This is a genomic window from Nocardioides segetis (genome assembly GCF_051390595.1).
Classification (GTDB): Bacteria; Actinomycetota; Actinomycetes; order Propionibacteriales; family Nocardioidaceae; genus Nocardioides.
This window is the reverse complement of the sequence record NZ_JBNINR010000008.1, coordinates 155,638-169,660: the sequence shown is the minus strand read 5'-3', so window position 1 is coordinate 169,660 and position 14,023 is coordinate 155,638. Positions and strand designations below refer to the sequence as shown.

General features: G+C 73.2%; 14 protein-coding genes and 1 tRNA gene. 2 read left to right on the top strand and 13 right to left on the bottom strand.

Annotated elements, in window-relative coordinates; genetic code table 11:
- Nucleotides 1-6 precede the first annotated feature (6 nt).
- The 8 genes from ACPZVR_RS16140 to ACPZVR_RS16105 form a co-directional block, all read right to left on the bottom strand.
- Nucleotides 7-1,527 (bottom strand): ABC transporter substrate-binding protein, encoded by a 1,521-nt coding sequence (locus ACPZVR_RS16140; protein WP_436700627.1) that lies wholly within the window; start codon nt 1,525-1,527, stop codon nt 7-9.
- 68 nt (nt 1,528-1,595) lie between these two features.
- A complete protein-coding gene (locus ACPZVR_RS16135) occupies nt 1,596-2,351 on the bottom strand; it encodes an SDR family NAD(P)-dependent oxidoreductase (RefSeq protein WP_436700626.1) in 756 nt (251 codons plus the stop codon).
- A complete protein-coding gene (locus tag ACPZVR_RS16130; protein ID WP_436700625.1) occupies nt 2,348-3,148 on the bottom strand; it encodes an enoyl-CoA hydratase/isomerase family protein in 801 nt (266 codons plus the stop codon). The genes ACPZVR_RS16135 and ACPZVR_RS16130 overlap by 4 nt, the downstream gene beginning before the upstream one ends.
- A gap of 1 nt (nt 3,149) precedes the next feature.
- Nucleotides 3,150-4,787, bottom strand: a complete 1,638-nt coding sequence (locus ACPZVR_RS16125; protein WP_436700624.1) for a CocE/NonD family hydrolase — start codon at nt 4,785-4,787, stop codon at nt 3,150-3,152.
- Complete coding sequence (locus tag ACPZVR_RS16120; RefSeq protein ID WP_436700623.1) at nt 4,784-5,551, bottom strand: SDR family NAD(P)-dependent oxidoreductase; 768 nt, start codon at nt 5,549-5,551, stop codon at nt 4,784-4,786. The genes ACPZVR_RS16125 and ACPZVR_RS16120 overlap by 4 nt, the downstream gene beginning before the upstream one ends.
- Before the next feature lie 12 nt (nt 5,552-5,563).
- Complete coding sequence (locus ACPZVR_RS16115) at nt 5,564-6,382, bottom strand: enoyl-CoA hydratase/isomerase family protein (protein ID WP_436700622.1); 819 nt, start codon at nt 6,380-6,382, stop codon at nt 5,564-5,566.
- Complete coding sequence (locus ACPZVR_RS16110; RefSeq protein ID WP_436700621.1) at nt 6,379-7,113, bottom strand: SDR family NAD(P)-dependent oxidoreductase; 735 nt, start codon at nt 7,111-7,113, stop codon at nt 6,379-6,381. Before ACPZVR_RS16110 ends, ACPZVR_RS16115 begins: the two co-directional genes overlap by 4 nt.
- A complete protein-coding gene (locus ACPZVR_RS16105; protein ID WP_436700620.1) occupies nt 7,110-8,090 on the bottom strand; it encodes an amidohydrolase family protein in 981 nt (326 codons plus the stop codon). The genes ACPZVR_RS16110 and ACPZVR_RS16105 overlap by 4 nt, the downstream gene beginning before the upstream one ends.
- Before the next feature lie 68 nt (nt 8,091-8,158).
- Between ACPZVR_RS16105 and ACPZVR_RS16100 the strand changes: the two genes are divergently transcribed.
- On the top strand, nt 8,159-8,782 hold the full coding sequence (locus ACPZVR_RS16100) for a TetR/AcrR family transcriptional regulator (protein ID WP_436700619.1): 624 nt from the start codon (nt 8,159-8,161) through the stop codon (nt 8,780-8,782).
- A gap of 1 nt (nt 8,783) precedes the next feature.
- On the opposite strand, the gene ACPZVR_RS16095 is transcribed toward ACPZVR_RS16100, so the two are convergent.
- Nucleotides 8,784-8,862, bottom strand: a tRNA-Gln gene (locus ACPZVR_RS16095).
- Between the two features lie 298 nt (nt 8,863-9,160).
- On the opposite strand from ACPZVR_RS16095, the gene ACPZVR_RS16090 reads away from it, so the two are divergent.
- The gene (locus ACPZVR_RS16090) at nt 9,161-9,448 is read left to right on the top strand and encodes a hypothetical protein (RefSeq protein ID WP_436700618.1); all 288 of its coding nucleotides are present in this window, start codon (nt 9,161-9,163) and stop codon (nt 9,446-9,448) included.
- 74 nt (nt 9,449-9,522) lie between these two features.
- On the opposite strand, the gene ACPZVR_RS16085 is transcribed toward ACPZVR_RS16090, so the two are convergent.
- The 4 genes from ACPZVR_RS16085 to cysS form a co-directional block, all read right to left on the bottom strand.
- A complete protein-coding gene (locus tag ACPZVR_RS16085; protein ID WP_436700617.1) occupies nt 9,523-10,044 on the bottom strand; it encodes an LppU/SCO3897 family protein in 522 nt (173 codons plus the stop codon).
- A gap of 97 nt (nt 10,045-10,141) precedes the next feature.
- Nucleotides 10,142-11,644 (bottom strand): metallophosphoesterase, encoded by a 1,503-nt coding sequence (locus tag ACPZVR_RS16080; RefSeq protein ID WP_436700616.1) that lies wholly within the window; start codon nt 11,642-11,644, stop codon nt 10,142-10,144.
- Nucleotides 11,641-12,612: a 23S rRNA (guanosine(2251)-2'-O)-methyltransferase RlmB gene (gene rlmB / locus ACPZVR_RS16075; RefSeq protein ID WP_436700615.1), complete on the bottom strand. Its 972-nt coding sequence runs from the start codon at nt 12,610-12,612 to the stop codon at nt 11,641-11,643. Before rlmB ends, ACPZVR_RS16080 begins: the two co-directional genes overlap by 4 nt.
- Nucleotides 12,612-14,015 carry a cysteine--tRNA ligase gene (gene cysS / locus ACPZVR_RS16070; protein WP_436700614.1) on the bottom strand — a complete coding sequence of 468 codons (1,404 nt, stop codon included), beginning with the start codon at nt 14,013-14,015 and terminating at the stop codon, nt 12,612-12,614. Before cysS ends, rlmB begins: the two co-directional genes overlap by 1 nt.
- Nucleotides 14,016-14,023 lie beyond the last annotated feature (8 nt).

Here is a 14,023-nt window from a genome sequence, read left to right as displayed (position 1 = left end):
CTCTGCTCAGCCCAGCGAGACGCCGAGGAACTTCGGCTTGCCGAGGAGGTTGTCCTCGAAGCCGGAGACGTCCTCGCCCAGCGCGATCAGGTTGTCGGGGAAGGAGATCGGGAGGAACGAGGCGTTCTCGAAGACCGCGGTCGCGGCGTCGCGGAAGCCGGGTGCCCGCTGGTCGCTCTCGAGAGACACGTCGGTGGTCTCCAGCGCCTCCGCGAGACCCGGGGTCGCCAGGCCGGAGACGTTGTAGAAGCTGCTGTCCGCGAAGAGCACGTCGAACGCCATCTTCGGGTCGGGACGGCCGGTGAAGGCCGAGAGCAGGGCGGGCTCCGCGTGGTCCACGAAGTAGGCGTTGACCGCCTGGACGCCCTCCAGCGGCTTCAGGTTGACCGTGACACCGACGTCGGCCCACTGCTGCTGGAGGATCTCGCCCATCCGGACGGTGCCGGCGTCGGCGCTGAGCAGCATGTCGAAGGACAGGTCCGACGCACCGGCCTCCTTCAGCAGCGCGCGCGCCTGGTCCGGGTCGAAGTCGTAGGCCAGCTCCTCGTTCGCGGCCCAGTAGCTGCCGGGGAACAGGGTCGACGCCGGGCTGCCCAGGCCGAAGTAGGCGCTCTTCACGATCGTCTCGCGGTCGATGGCGAGGTTGAGCGCCCGGCGCACGCGCACGTCCTTCAGCTCCGCCGAGCCGAGGTCGAAGTAGACCTCGTCGACCCACAGGCGCGGCGTGCGGACCAGCTGGACGTCCGACTCGCCGTCGAGCTCGGCCGCGTCGGAGGGGGCGTAGCCGAGGGCGACGTCCTGCTTGCCGGAGCGCAGCGACGTGGCCCGGGTGGTCGGGTCGGCCACGACGTTGAACTGGAGCTCGAGAACCCGGGCCGCGTCGGCGTCCCAGTAGTCGTCGAACCGCTCGACGCGCAGGAACTGGCCGCGGTTCCACTTCACGATCGACCACGGTCCCGCTCCGACGGGGTTGTCGCTGACGTCGCCGTCGCTCGCCTCGACGGCGGCCGGCGAGACCATCATGCCGGCCCGGTCCGCGAGCACCATGAGCAACGAGGCGTCCGGCTCGGCCAGCTCGAGGGTGACCGTGACCGGGTCGTCGACGCGGATCGCGGTGACCGAGGCGAGGTCGACCGCGACGTTCGAGCCCTCGCCGCGGGCGCGCTCGAGGTTGAACCGGACCGCCTCCGCGTCGAGGGCGGTGCCGTCGTGGAAGGTCAGCCCCTCGCGCAGCGTGAGGGTCAGCTCCTTCGGGCTCGCCTGCGACCAGGACTCGACCAGGCCGGGCTGCGGCACCATGTCGGCGTCGAACCCGATCAGCGTCTCGTAGATCGGGTAGAGCATCACATGATCGCCTCCGGCGCTGCCGAGGATCGGATCGAGAGAGGACGCGTCGGCCGGTACGGCGACGTCGAGTCGCTTGTCCGCCGCGCCGCTGCTGCCGTCCCCGCCGCAGGCGGTGAGGGCGAGGGTGAGGGCGGTGGCCAGCACCACGCCCGCCCGCTTGAGTGTCATGAGCTTCCTCATGTGTCTTCCTTCCTTGACAGCGCTCGGCGCGCTGGGGTCTGTCGGTTCCGGCCCGAGCCGTCGTGCGGTCAGCGCAGTGCGTTGCCCCCGTCGGCGATCACGGACTGGCCGGTCACCCAGTCGGCGGACGCGCTGCAGAGGAAGCCGACGACCGCGGCGATGTCGGCGGCGCGGCCGACGCGGCCCAGTGGCGTCGCGCGGCGCACGGCCTCCTTGAGGCGCTCGGGGTCGGTCGTGATCTCGGCGAGGGCATCGGTGTCGACGACGCCGCCGACCGCGGTGTTGGCGGTGATGCCGCGCGGCCCGAGCTCCGCGGCCAGGTAGCGGACGACGCTCTCGACAGCGGCCATCGACGCCGCGATGGGGGCGTAGCCGGGCACGTGGCGTCGGGTGCCGGTGCTCGTCACCGCGACGATCCGGCCGCCGTCGTCCAGATCGGCGCCGGCCGCGTCGACCAGGCTCAGCAGCGCGGCCAACCGGGCGGTGAACATCTCCTGGTACACCTCGACCGGGACGCCCAGCGCGGTGCCGAGGCCGGGATGCTCGGCGCCGAAGCCGGTCGCGTTGGACACGACGGCGCGCACCGGTCCCAGGGACGCGCGGGCCTGGGCCACGAGCCGCCGGCAGGACTCCGGCGAGCGCACGTCGACCTGGTACGCCGCCGCGCGGACCCCGCGTCCCTCGGCGACCGCCACCACCTCGTCCGCGGCGTCGGCCCGGGCGAAGTAGCCGACCGCGAGGTCGAAGCCGTCCCGCGCCAGCCGCTCGGCGACCGCCCGACCGATCCCCCGGCTCGCGCCGGTCACGACGGCGAGGCCGCTCATGCGAAGTCCCCGAGACCCGCGAAGTCGACCGGGGCGCCGGCCTCCGCGCCGGCGTACCGCTGACGGGCCGCGCGCTGCAGCCCCAGCGACTCGGGCGTCGCGAGCAGCTCGCCGAACAGGCCGCCCTCCAGGCGCAGGGCGGCGCCGAGGTCCAGCTCCGCTCCCTCGCGCACGACCCGCTTGGCCGCGGCCACCGCGGCACGCGGCAGGTTCGCGAGCTCGGTCGCGGCCGCCAGGACCTCGGCCCGGAAGTCGCCGGAGAGGACGCGGCTGACGAGCCCGAGCCGCTCGGCGTGGGCGGCATCGACCCGCAGTCCGGTGATCACGAGGTCGGTCGCGGGACCGCGCCCGATCAACCGGATCAGGCGCTGCGATCCGCCCGCGCCGGGGATGATGCCCAGCGCGGTCTCGATCGCGGAGAAGTGCGCCCGCGGGCTCGCCCAGCGCAGGGTGCACGCGAGCGACAGCTCCAGTCCCCCGCCCCAGGCCTGGCCGTCGACGGCGGCGACGACCGGCTGCGGCATGGTCTCGATCAGGCGCATCGTGGTGTACCACGCCCGTGCCTCCGGAACCGGCCCGTCGGCCAGCCGGGCCAGCTCGTCGAGGTCGGCGTGCGCGATGAAGCGCTCCGGGTCGGCACTGGCCAGGACGACGACCGCCGTGTCCGGGTCGTCCGCGAGCGCGGTGAGATGCTCGCCTAGCTCGGTGAGCGCGGCGAAGGTGAGGAAGTTCCGTGGGGGGTTGTCGTAGACGAGCTCGACCACCCCTCCGGAGCGGGTGGCGTTCCACAGCGGCATGTCAGCGCTGTCCTTCCTGGTGGTGGACGTCGATGGAGAGCGTCGAGTCCGCGAGGTGGAGGTCGACGGCGGCGGTGCGGGCCTCGGCGGAGGTGCTCGACGGCTCACCGGTGCTCAGGTTGCGGTCGAGGTGGGGGAAGGCGCTTCCCGTCACGAGGAGGCCCAGCCGGTGGCCCCGCCCGAAGCGCTGCGCGGTGTAGCCGAGGTCGACCCGCACCCGGGCAGGAGCGCCGTCGGCGGGGCCGCCGAGCACGTGGCTCAGCCGGACCACGCCCTCGGCGACGGGGTACACCCGCCCGTCGGGACGGAGGTCGACCAGGCGGACGACGAGGTCGGCGTCCGGCCGGCTCACCGACACCGTCAGGTCCGCGTGGACCGCGCCCACGACGTCGAGCGGCTCGTCGAGCTCGGCGGTCCGGTAGCTGAGCACATCGGAGCGGTCGAGCTGCCAGCGCAGGTCGATCGGTCCCGGCGTGGACCGCCCGAGGTGGATCACCCGGCCGCCGCGGCTCGGCACCGGGTCGAGCGGGTCGTGGACAAGGCTGTCGACGGCGCCGGCCGCCTCCGGTTCGGGACCGAGGACGCCGGCCCGCCCCAGGTGCAGCACCTCGGACCGGGAGGCACGCGGCGGCCAGGCGTCGGCCGCGTGCCACTGGTCGGCGCCCATGAGGAAGTACCTGACCTCGTGCCGCGGGACGACCGCCGCGGGGTCCGCGAAGAAGGCCAGCTGCTGCGCGGGCACGGTCGCCGCCGCGGCGGAGGCGGTGATGCCGAAGTTCAGCTCGCCGGTGTGGTGCGGCAACGGCCCGGTGTGCGCCCACGGGCCGACGACGAGGCGGTGCGCCAGCTCGGGATGGGCCCGGACGGCGTCGCGGAACGCGTCGATCGTGGCGGAGGCGAAGACGTCGAACCAGCCCGTCGTGACGAACACCGGCACCTCGACGGCGGCCGGCTCCCACTCGGGCGTGGTCGGCACCCGGCCGGCCAGCAGCGCGGGGACGTCGATCGGGAAGCCGCGCAGCCGTGCCAGCGGGCCCTCGGCCAGGGGCAGCGCCGCCAGGGCCGGCTCCGGGTCGAGGAGCAGGGCGTGCAGGGTGGCGACCGTCTCGGCGTCGGCGTCCTCCGGGCGCCGCCGCAGCCAGTCCGCGGCCATGTAGATCAGCCAGCTGACGACCTGCTCGAGGCGCATCGCCCCTCCCAGCTCGCGCAGGTCGCGGCTGCCCGAGGTCACCATCGCCGCGGCCACGCCGGCCAGGCTCGGCGGGCGCCGAGCGGCGCCGAGGAAGGAGACGATGCCGCCGTACGACGTGCCGGCGAGGATCACCCGGCCGTCGCACCACTCCTGGCGGGCGACCCACTCGACGGTGTCGTAGGCGTCGAGCGCCTCCTGGTCCCACATGATCGGCTCCCAGTCGCCCTCCGAGCCGAACCGGCCCCGGGTGTCCTGGCAGACCGCGGCGAACCCGCCGTGCAGGCAGTCGACCGGCCGCAGCACGTCGGAGGTGATCGCGCGGCGGCCGTAGGGCGTGCGGAAGAGCACGGCGGGACGGGGCTCGCCGTGGTGCCACACGTCGGCCTGCAGCGCCACGCCGTCGCGCATCGGCGTCGTGACGTCGCCGAGCCAGAACCCGGCACTCATGCCGATGCCGCCGTCGAGAGCATCCCCAGGCCCATCTCGTTCCAGCCCGCGGTCGCACCGCCGTCGACGGTGATCACGCCGCCGTTCATGTACGACGACTCGGGGAGTGCCGCGAAGACCGCTGCCCGGGCCTGCTCCTCGGGCCGGCTGAGGCGCCCGGCCGGCGTCGCCCGCAGGAAGCCGTTGCGCGCCACGCCGTCCTCGGGCCACAGCTCGTCGGCCATCGCGGTGTGGGTCGGCCCGGTGACCATGGCCACCGCCCGGATGCCCTGGGCGCCGTAGTCGACCGCGACCGACCGGGTCAGCCCGATCACCGCGTGCTTGGCCATGTTGTAGACCGAGGAGCGCGGCGTCGCCCCGACGCCGCACATGGAGGCGGTGAAGACGAAGACCCCGCCGCGCTCGCGCATGTGCGGCACGCCGGAGCGCACGAGGAAGAAGTTCGCGTCGCAGCACACGCCCATCACCCGGCGGTAGTCGTCGTCGGTGATCGAGTGTGGGCGGCCGGGGATGCTGATCCCCGCGTTCCCGTGCACCACGTCGAGGCGGCCGTGCTCGGCCACCACCGCACGCAGTGCCGCGTCGACCGCGGCCGGGTCGGACACGTCGCAGGCCCGGATGCCGGGACCCTCGCGCAGGTCCAGGCCCACCGCCGTCGCGCCCGCGCGCTCGAAGAGCGTCAGCGACGCGGCGCCGATGCCGGAGGCGGCGCCCGTCACGACCACGACGTGTCCCTCGAAGCGACCGAAGATGCTCTCGCCCATGGCGGTGTCTCCCTACTTCCCGGCGAAGCGCGGACGGCGCTTCTCGATGAAGGCCGTGGCGCCCTCGAGCGCGTCCTCGACCTCGGCGTTGTTGCGGATGTGGACGGCGTTCTGCAGGCGCAGCGCCTGCTGGACCGGCTGCCCGATCGTCTGCTCGCGCAGCTCCTTGAACAGACCGATCGCGGCGGTCGGCGCGCTCGCGAGCCGCTCCGCCTCGGCGAGCGTCGCGCTGACCAGCTCCTCCGGCTCGACGACCTTCGTGAAGATGCCGAGGCGCTCGGCCTCGTGCGCGTCGAGCAGCGCTCCGGACAGGTAGATCTCGGTGGCTCGCGCGGCGCCGACGAGTCGCGACATCATCACCAGTCCGCCGGCCTGCGCGACGTTCAGCAACGCACTGCCCAGGCGGGCCCGCGAGCTCGCGATCCGGACGTCGCCCGCGCACGCGAGCTCGGCGCCGGCACCGGCCGCGTCCCCGTTGACCGCCATGATCACCGGGACCCGGCTGGTCACCAGCATCTCGATGATCCGCAGGTACATCGGGTCCGGCGTCGTACCGATCACCGGCGAGCGCTCGTACTCGCCGCGCAGGTGCTCCTCGACGGCGCCGAGGTCGTCGCCGGCGCAGAAGGACCGGCCCTCGCCCGTGATCACCACGACCCGCGTCGCACGGTCCGCGAGCGCGCGCTCCAGGACGGCGTACAGCTCCTCGCCCAGGGCCCGGTCGATCGCGTTGAGCCGGTCGGGCCGGTTCAGGGCGATCCACCGGATCCCCGGCCGCGGCTCGTGCGTCCGCAGGGTGGAGAGAGCGGGCTCTTCGTGCAGGGTGGTCATGAGCGGTTCATTCCTCCATCGATGAAAAGTGACTGGCCGGTGACGTAGCCCGCGTCGTCGCCGAGGAGCCAGCTGACGGCGCCGGCCACGTCGGCGGGGCGGCCCAGGCGGCGCAGGGGCAGGGTGCGGGCGACGCGCTCGGCGATCGGGCGCAGCTCGCCCTCGTCGAGCATCGGCGTGTCGATGAATCCCGGGCAGACCGCGTTGGCGCGCACGCCGCGGGGTCCCAGCTCGACCGCGAGGGAGCGGGTGAGCGTCAGCAGGCCGCCCTTGCTGGCGTCGTACGCGACCTGGCCGGCGAAGCCGGTCACCGCGATCGAGCAGACGTTGACGACGGAGGCAGAGCGGCCGGCCGCCAGCAGCTCGGCGAGATCGCGGGCCAGCCGGAAAGGCGCTCGCAGGTTGACGTCGAGCACGGCGTCCCACCGCTCGTCGGCGTGGTCGGCGAGCGGCGCCCGCAGCTCGATCCCCGCGTTGTTGACGAGCCCGTCGATCCCACCGAGCCGCTCGGTCCCCTGCCGGGCGACCTCACCGGACGCCCCGGGATCGCGCAGGTCGACACCGACGACGTGCAGGTCCGGCGCGTCCGGCGCGCGGTCGCGGCGTACGACGTCGGGGTGGTCGACCGCCAGCACCCGGGCGCCGTCGGCGAGCAGGCGCGCGGTGACCGCGGTGCCGATGCCTCCCAGCGCTCCGGTCACGACCACGCGGCGCTGTGCGAGCGAGGTCATCCGACCATCTCCCGGTCACGGGACAGCAGCCGCGTCGCGTTGCCGTGCAGCCAGGCGGCGCGGACCTCGTCGCTGATCGGGAGCTCCGCGGTGGCGGCGACCACGGCGGCCGGCCCCTGGCCGTGGGTCCAGCTCGTGGAGCCGAAGAGGACCCGGTCGCGCACCGAGCGCGACCCATGCAGGAACAGCGGCTCCCAGCCGGATCCGGCCGCGGCCATCGTCCGGGGATGGTGCGAGGAGAACTCCAGGTGCACGTGGGGGTGGCGCTGCAGGAGCGCGACGGCGTCCAGCACCCAGGGCCAGCCGCCGTGGCCGAGCACGATGCGCAGGCGCGGGTGACGCACGGCCAGGGCGTCGATCGCCTGCGGGCCGCTGATCGCCATGGGCGACCCGGAGAAGTGCTGCCCGCTGTGGATCCAGACCGGCAGGCGCCGGTCCGCGGCGAACGTCCACAGGTCGTCCAGAGCGCGGTCGCCGGGGTCGACGCCGTCGAGGAAGGGGATCACCGAGAGCCCCGTCATGCCGAGCTCGTCGACCGCCCGCGTCGCCTCGGCCAGCGCGGCCCGCGGGTCGGCCAGCGCGACGCCGGCCCACGGCACGAAGCGGTCGCACCGTCGGGCGATCGCGGCGACGTGGTCGTTCGTCGTGCCGCCCTCGCACCGCCACGGGCCGCCGTGGATCACCTGCACGATGTCGTGCTCCTCGAGCTCGGCGATCCGCGCCTCGGGCTCGAAGGCCCGGGCGGCGACCTCGGCCAGGTCCTCGATCGCCCCGTCGAGGTCGTCGGCCAGCAGGTCCAGGATCTGCCCGGGCGTGCGGCCGGACATGGCGGCGAACCGCGCGGCGAACACGACGCCGTAGCGCGGCGCCGCGCTCAGCAGGGCGCCGAGGTAGGTGCGCCACCCCGCGCGGCCGAGCACGACGTCGCAGAGGTCGACGGCAGCGGGGCGCCGGGTGAACGGCGTCACAGAATGCATGAACGTTTGTTTACCAGGGTTGCGACCGCTACGTCAACAAACGTTCATATATCCGGTACGGTGGCTCCGTGAGATCCGCCAAGACCGACGCCCGCCACACCGACACCGCCCGGCGCGTCCTCGACGTGGCCACCGAGCTGTTCTTCACCCACGGCTACCCGGCGACATCGGTCCGCCAGATCATGCAGGCCTGCAATGTCACCGCCGGCTCGCTGTACAACCACTTCGGGTCCAAGGAGGACGTGCTCTACGCCATCCTCATGCGCTCCCTCAACGACTCCGTCGAGTCGCTCCTGCGCGCACACGCCGCCGCGGCCGACAACGCCACCGCCCAGCTGCGCGCCCTGGTCGGCGCGATCTCGATCTTCCACTCCGAGCGGCAGCTCGAGGGCCTGGTCAGCCAGACCGAGTGGCGACACCTGCCCCCGGAGCGGGCCGCCGACGTGCTCGAGCAGCAGAAGCGGATCCGGCGCCTCTTCGAGGACTGCCTGCAGCGCGGCATCGCCGACGGCGAGTTCACCCTCGCCGAGGTCGGCGTCGACACCGACATCGCCGCCAAGTCGATCCTCGACCTGTGCATCAACGCCGGCAAGTGGTTCCGTCCCACCGGCCGGCTCGGCGCCCCGGACCTCGCGCGCCAGCACGTCGAGCTGGTCACCCAGATGGTCGGCGCGACGCCACGCGGCGACTGAGCTCCCCGGGTAGGAGTCGAACCTACGTCGCTTGTCCTGATTCAAAGTCAGGCGGGCCCTGCCGACAGACCAACCGGGGATCGCGGGACCAGCCTAGGGCCCGCCCGGCGGGGCAGCACCTCGGGCCCGACAGACCAACCGGGGATCGCGGGACCAGCCTAGGGCCCGCCCGGCGGGGCGGCACCTCGGGCCCGACAGACCAACCGGGGATCGCGAGAACAGCCTAGGGCCCGCCCGGCGGGGCAGCACCTCGGGCCACACCCAGCACGTCGCCGCGGGCACGGGATCGGTTCTCCACAGGAGTCGCGAGGCCGATGGCGGGCGAGCGGAGCGCCACGTAGGCTCGCCACACCCCGTCAGCCGACACCAGGAGCAGGCATGGCTCTCACACCTCAGCAGATCGAGCACAAGCTCGACCAGCAGGGCAATGACATCGAGAGCATCGACGAGCTGCTCGCCGGCATCCAGGCCAAGCAGGCCACCCACGACGGCCTCTTCGCCGACCTCCAGGCCAAGCTGACCGCCCACGACGGCCTCTTCGCCGACCTCCAGGCCACGCTGACCGCCCACGACACACGCTTCGACACGATCGACTCCCAGCTGGGAGCGATCCACGCCGCGCTCGCCGAGACGCTCCGGCGCCTGCCGGAGCCTCCGGTCGACTGACGGGTGCGGTCGTACCCGGCGAACGGGTCGCGCTCAGCGCGAGCTCACCGCCCGTTGGCCGGGTACGACGCGGCTCAGGCGGCCGGCCCGAGGCAGAGCTGGGTCTTGCGGGTGACGTTCTCCAGCGGCTGCGAGCCGTTGGCGCACTTGTCGCCGGCCTTGCCGACCGAGACGACCTTCAGGATGGAGGTGTTGGTCGCGCCCTCGCTGCAGTCGACCTTGGTGGCGGGGGTCGACATGCCACCGAGGTCGACGCACTCGCCCTCGGTGACGTTCAGGTCGAGGCACAGGTCGGCGACGTTGCCGCTGCTGCGGTCGTTGCCGAGCGAGATCGTGTAGTTCAGCTCCGCCTCGTCGCAGTTGCCCTTGTCGCTGACGATCTTGTAGGTCGCCTCGGCATCGCCGCAGTCGATCTCCTCGTGGTCGGCGTCGAAGCTCGAGCCGGTCATGATCAGGCACTCCCCCACCTTGGGTGCCTTGGCCTGCTCGACCTTCTCCTGCCCCTTGAAGAAGAGGAAGTAGGCGCCGAGGGCGACCGCGATGCTGACGACGCCACCGATGATGCGGCCGAGGATGCCGCCACCGAGATTGGCCATGCTGGGATTCCTTCCGAGATGGGGCGGTCCCGAGTCACCCTCAGAAAATGGTCGGAGGAAACAGTAGAGGAGGCGTCACCAAGGCCGTGGCGAGGTGTCAGTAGGTGAGCTCCGCCCAGGGGTCCACCTCGTAGCGACCGTTGGGCTGCAGGGTGACCGACTGGATGCCGACCGGCCGGCCCTCGCGGTAGGTGACCAGGCCGATGCTGGCCGGTCGGCGCAGCTTGCTGCCGATCGCGATCGCGTACGCCGCGCCGCCGGTGGTGCCGAGCGTGTAGGTGTAGCCGATCCGCCCGTCCTCGGCGGTGACCGCGGTGGGGCCGGTCTGCACGTGCACGTGGCCGCCGAGCACGAGGTCGACGCAGCCGCGCGCCAGGGCCGGCTTCGCGATGTTGGCGTCGTGCACGAGCAGCGTGTTCACGCGGTCGCCGTCCTCGTCGGCGGCACAGGCGGCATCCGCCAGCAGGTCGGCCACCTCGCCGAAGCTGAGGCCGGTCTGGTCGCGCCAGTCGCCCAGACCGCTGGAGCGGGGGTCGTCGATCCCCAGGATCCGCGAGTCGCCGGGACCGTCGATCACCTCGTCGTCGAAGTAGGTCCAGCCGAGATCCTCGAGGTGGGAGCGCACGAAGCCGCCGCTGTCGTGGTTGCCGGCGACCGCCCAGCGGCCGTCGTAGTCCTCGAAGGTCGCCGCCAGCGAGTCGAGCGAGAACGCCTCCCAACGACTGCCCGTCGAGGTGTCGTCGCCGGCGTCGTACACGGCGGTGGCGCCGCCGACGTCGGCGATCGCCCGGGCGACCTCGTCCATGCCGACGTTGTCGTGGCGGTCGGACACCAGCAGCACGACGGTCTCCCCCTCCTCCGGCTGACGCAGCTCGAGGGTCGCCGCGTCGTCGGCGGCCTGGGAGTAGAACTCGACGCTCTTCTGGTAGCTGCTGATGCCGCTCTCGATCAGCCGCCGCGACTGGGCGGTCGTCGCGTCGGCCATCACCTCCACGTCCGCCGCCTCGTCGGGCAGCGGCACCTCGGGGCCGAGGAAATCGTGCAGGGCCGTCCAGTGCTCGGCCGGCGGGTCGGAGCGGCCCCACCCGTAGGGGACGACGGCGACGACGACCAGGACGATCACGAGCCCGGACATGGCGATCCCGCCGCGGGTGCGGAGCCCGGCGTACAGCTCGCGGCGCCGGGTGCGCCCGACCGCGGCCCACACGAGCAGGGGTACGGCGCCCAGCACGGCGCCCTGCACCAGCGCGGCGAGCGCCATCGCGACGACCGTCCGCTGGGCGACGGCGATCTGACCCTCGGGTTGGGAGGCGATCGCGGCGTACCGGTTGGTCAGCTCCTCGAGCGTCGCCACGTCGGTCTTGCCGAGCTCGACCTCGACGCCCACCCAGGTGCCCGAGGGGATGCGCAGGTCCGGGAGGACCGGACCCATGCGCGCCACGACCTCGCCGGAGAAGTCGGGGCTGAGCGTCGCCTCGTGGCTGGCGATCTCGACGGTCCGCTCACTGTTGACGAAGATGGCGGCCGCGATGGCGACCGAGAGCACGGCCCAGGTCCCCGCGTAGGCGAGGATCTTGAGGAGACGGCGCGGGGAGATCACCTGCGCGCGCGGGCCTCCGCGACGGCGTACAGCGCCACCGAGGCGGCGACGCCGGCGTTGAGCGACTCCAGGACGCCGGCCATCGGGATCGACATCAGGTGGTCGCAGCTCTCGGCGACCAGGCGGGACAGACCCTCGCCCTCGGACCCGACGACGAGCACGAGGGGGCCTTCGACGAGCTCGGCGTCCGCGGTCAGCTCGGGCAGGGTGAGGTCGCCGTCGGCCGCGAGGCCGATCACGAAGCAGCCGGCCTCCTGGAAGGCCTTGATCTGCCGGGTCAGGTTGACCGTCTGCGCGACGGGGCAGCGCGCGGCCGCGCCGGCGGAGGTCTTCCACGCCGCGGCGGTCATCGACGCCGCGCGCCGCTCGGGGATGACCACGCCGTGGGCACCGAAGCCGGCCGCGCTGCGGACGATCGCACCGAGGTTGCGCGGGTCGGTGATCGAGTCGAGCATCACGACGAGCGGCTTCTGGCCGGCCTCGTCGGCGGCGTCGAGGAGGTCGTCGGGGTGGGCGTACTCGTAGGCGGGGATCCGCGCGGCGAGGCCCTGGTGGACGGCGCCGTCGGTGAGCCGGTCGAGCTCGCCGCGGCTGACCTCGAGCAGCCCGATGCCGTGCTCGGCGGCGAGGCGGAACACCTCGCGCAGCCGGCCGTCGCGCTCGGCGCCCTCGGCGACGTAGACCGACGTCACCGGCACCCGCTCGCGCAGCGCCTCGACGACCGGGTTGCGCCCCGCGATCCACTCGTCGCCGCCCGTCTTGCGCCGGGGGCCGCGCGGGCTGCCGGCGCGCTTGTCGGCGCGCTTCTTGGCCTCGGCGATCTTGTGCGCCTTGTGGTACTCGCGGTCGACGGCCTTGGGCGTCGGGCCCTTGCCCTCCAGCCCGCGCCGCACCCGGCCGCCGGAGCCGGCGGTGGGTCGCTTGGTCGACTTGCGGATCGCGCCCTTGCGCGAGGAGTTGCCTGCCATCAGTGGACGCTCCAGGTGGGGCCGTCGGGGGTGTCGGTGACCTCGATGCCGGCCGCCTTGATCCGGTCGCGGATCGCGTCGGCGCGGGACCAGTCCTTGTCGGCGCGCGCCTGCGCGCGCTCCTCGAGCAGGCCGGCGACCAGCGCGTCGACCGCCGCGGTCAGGCGCTCCTCCGCGCCGGAGCCGCCGGTGCCGGCCCAGGCCGGGTCGTGCGGGTGGACGCCGAGCACGTCCAGCATCGCCCCGACGGCGACGCCCGCGGCGGTCGCGTCCTCGCCGGCGGCGAGCAGGCGGTTGCCCTCGCGCACCGCGTCGTAGAGCACGGCCACCGCGGCCGGCGTACCGAGGTCGTCGTCCATCGCCGCGCAGAACGCCTCGGGCAGCTCGTCCGACGCCCGGTCCGCGTCGTCGCCGACCCGGTCGAGGAAGGAGACGATCCGCTGGTAGCCGGCCGCCGCCTCGTCGAGCGCCTCGAAGCTGAACTCCACGTGGGAGCGGTAGTGCGCGGCGACCATGTAGAACCGCAGCTCGGCGCCGCTGACCCGCTGCAGCACCGAGGGGATCGAGAGCGTGTTGCCGAGCGACTTGCTCATCTTCTCGCCGGCGGTGGTGATCCACGCGTTGTGCATCCAGTACGACGCGAAGGCGCCGCCCGCCGCGCGCGACTGGGCCTGCTCGTTCTCGTGGTGCGGGAAGCGCAGGTCGACGCCGCCGCCGTGGATGTCGAAGGCCTCGCCGAGGTACTTGCCCGCCATCGCCGAGCACTCGATGTGCCAGCCGGGGCGGCCGCGTCCCCACGGGCTCGGCCAGGACGCGGTCTCCGGCTCGGAGTCCTTGCGCCCCTTCCACAGCGCGAAGTCCCGCGGGTCCTTCTTGCCGCGCGGATCGGCGTCGGCAGCGGGCTCCATGTCGTCGACGCCCTGGTGGGTCAGCTCGCCGTACGACGGCCAGGAGCGCACGTCGAAGTAGACGTCGCCGCTGCCGTCGTCGGCCGGATAGGCGTGACCGCGGTCGATCAGCCGCTCGATCAGCTCGACCATCTCGGGGATGTGTCCCGTCGCGGCAGGCTCGTACGTCGGCGGCGCGACGTTGAGCGCGGCGTACGCCTTGTCGAGCTCGAGCTTCATCGCGTACGCGAGGTTGTACCAGGGGCGGCCCTGGTCGGCCGACTTCGCCAGGATCTTGTCGTCGATGTCGGTGATGTTGCGGATGAACGTGACCTCGTAGCCCCGGTGGCGCAGCCAGCGCTGCAGGACGTCGAAGTTGACCGCCGAGCGCACGTGCCCGACGTGGGGCTCGCTCTGGACCGTGAGACCACAGACGTAGAGACCCGCCCTGCCCTCGTGAAGGGGCACGAAGTCACGGACTTCGCGGGTCGCGGTGTCGTACAGCCGGATGCTCACGGCGCCAG

Bases quoted from the DNA above. Each gene is read 5' to 3' on its own strand.
- ACPZVR_RS16140 (WP_436700627.1), bottom strand. From the start codon at position 1,527: ATGAGGAAGCTCATGACACTCAAGCGGGCGGGCGTGGTGCTGGCCACC.
- ACPZVR_RS16135 (WP_436700626.1), bottom strand. From the start codon at position 2,351: ATGAGCGGCCTCGCCGTCGTGACCGGCGCGAGCCGGGGGATCGGTCGG.
- ACPZVR_RS16130 (WP_436700625.1), bottom strand. From the start codon at position 3,148: ATGCCGCTGTGGAACGCCACCCGCTCCGGAGGGGTGGTCGAGCTCGTC.
- ACPZVR_RS16125 (WP_436700624.1), bottom strand. From the start codon at position 4,787: ATGAGTGCCGGGTTCTGGCTCGGCGACGTCACGACGCCGATGCGCGAC.
- ACPZVR_RS16120 (WP_436700623.1), bottom strand. From the start codon at position 5,551: ATGGGCGAGAGCATCTTCGGTCGCTTCGAGGGACACGTCGTGGTCGTG.
- ACPZVR_RS16115 (WP_436700622.1), bottom strand. From the start codon at position 6,382: ATGACCACCCTGCACGAAGAGCCCGCTCTCTCCACCCTGCGGACGCAC.
- ACPZVR_RS16110 (WP_436700621.1), bottom strand. From the start codon at position 7,113: ATGACCTCGCTCGCACAGCGCCGCGTGGTCGTGACCGGAGCGCTGGGA.
- ACPZVR_RS16105 (WP_436700620.1), bottom strand. From the start codon at position 8,090: ATGCATTCTGTGACGCCGTTCACCCGGCGCCCCGCTGCCGTCGACCTC.
- ACPZVR_RS16090 (WP_436700618.1), top strand. From the start codon at position 9,161: ATGGCTCTCACACCTCAGCAGATCGAGCACAAGCTCGACCAGCAGGGC.
- ACPZVR_RS16085 (WP_436700617.1), bottom strand. From the start codon at position 10,044: ATGGCCAATCTCGGTGGCGGCATCCTCGGCCGCATCATCGGTGGCGTC.
- rlmB (WP_436700615.1), bottom strand. From the start codon at position 12,612: ATGGCAGGCAACTCCTCGCGCAAGGGCGCGATCCGCAAGTCGACCAAG.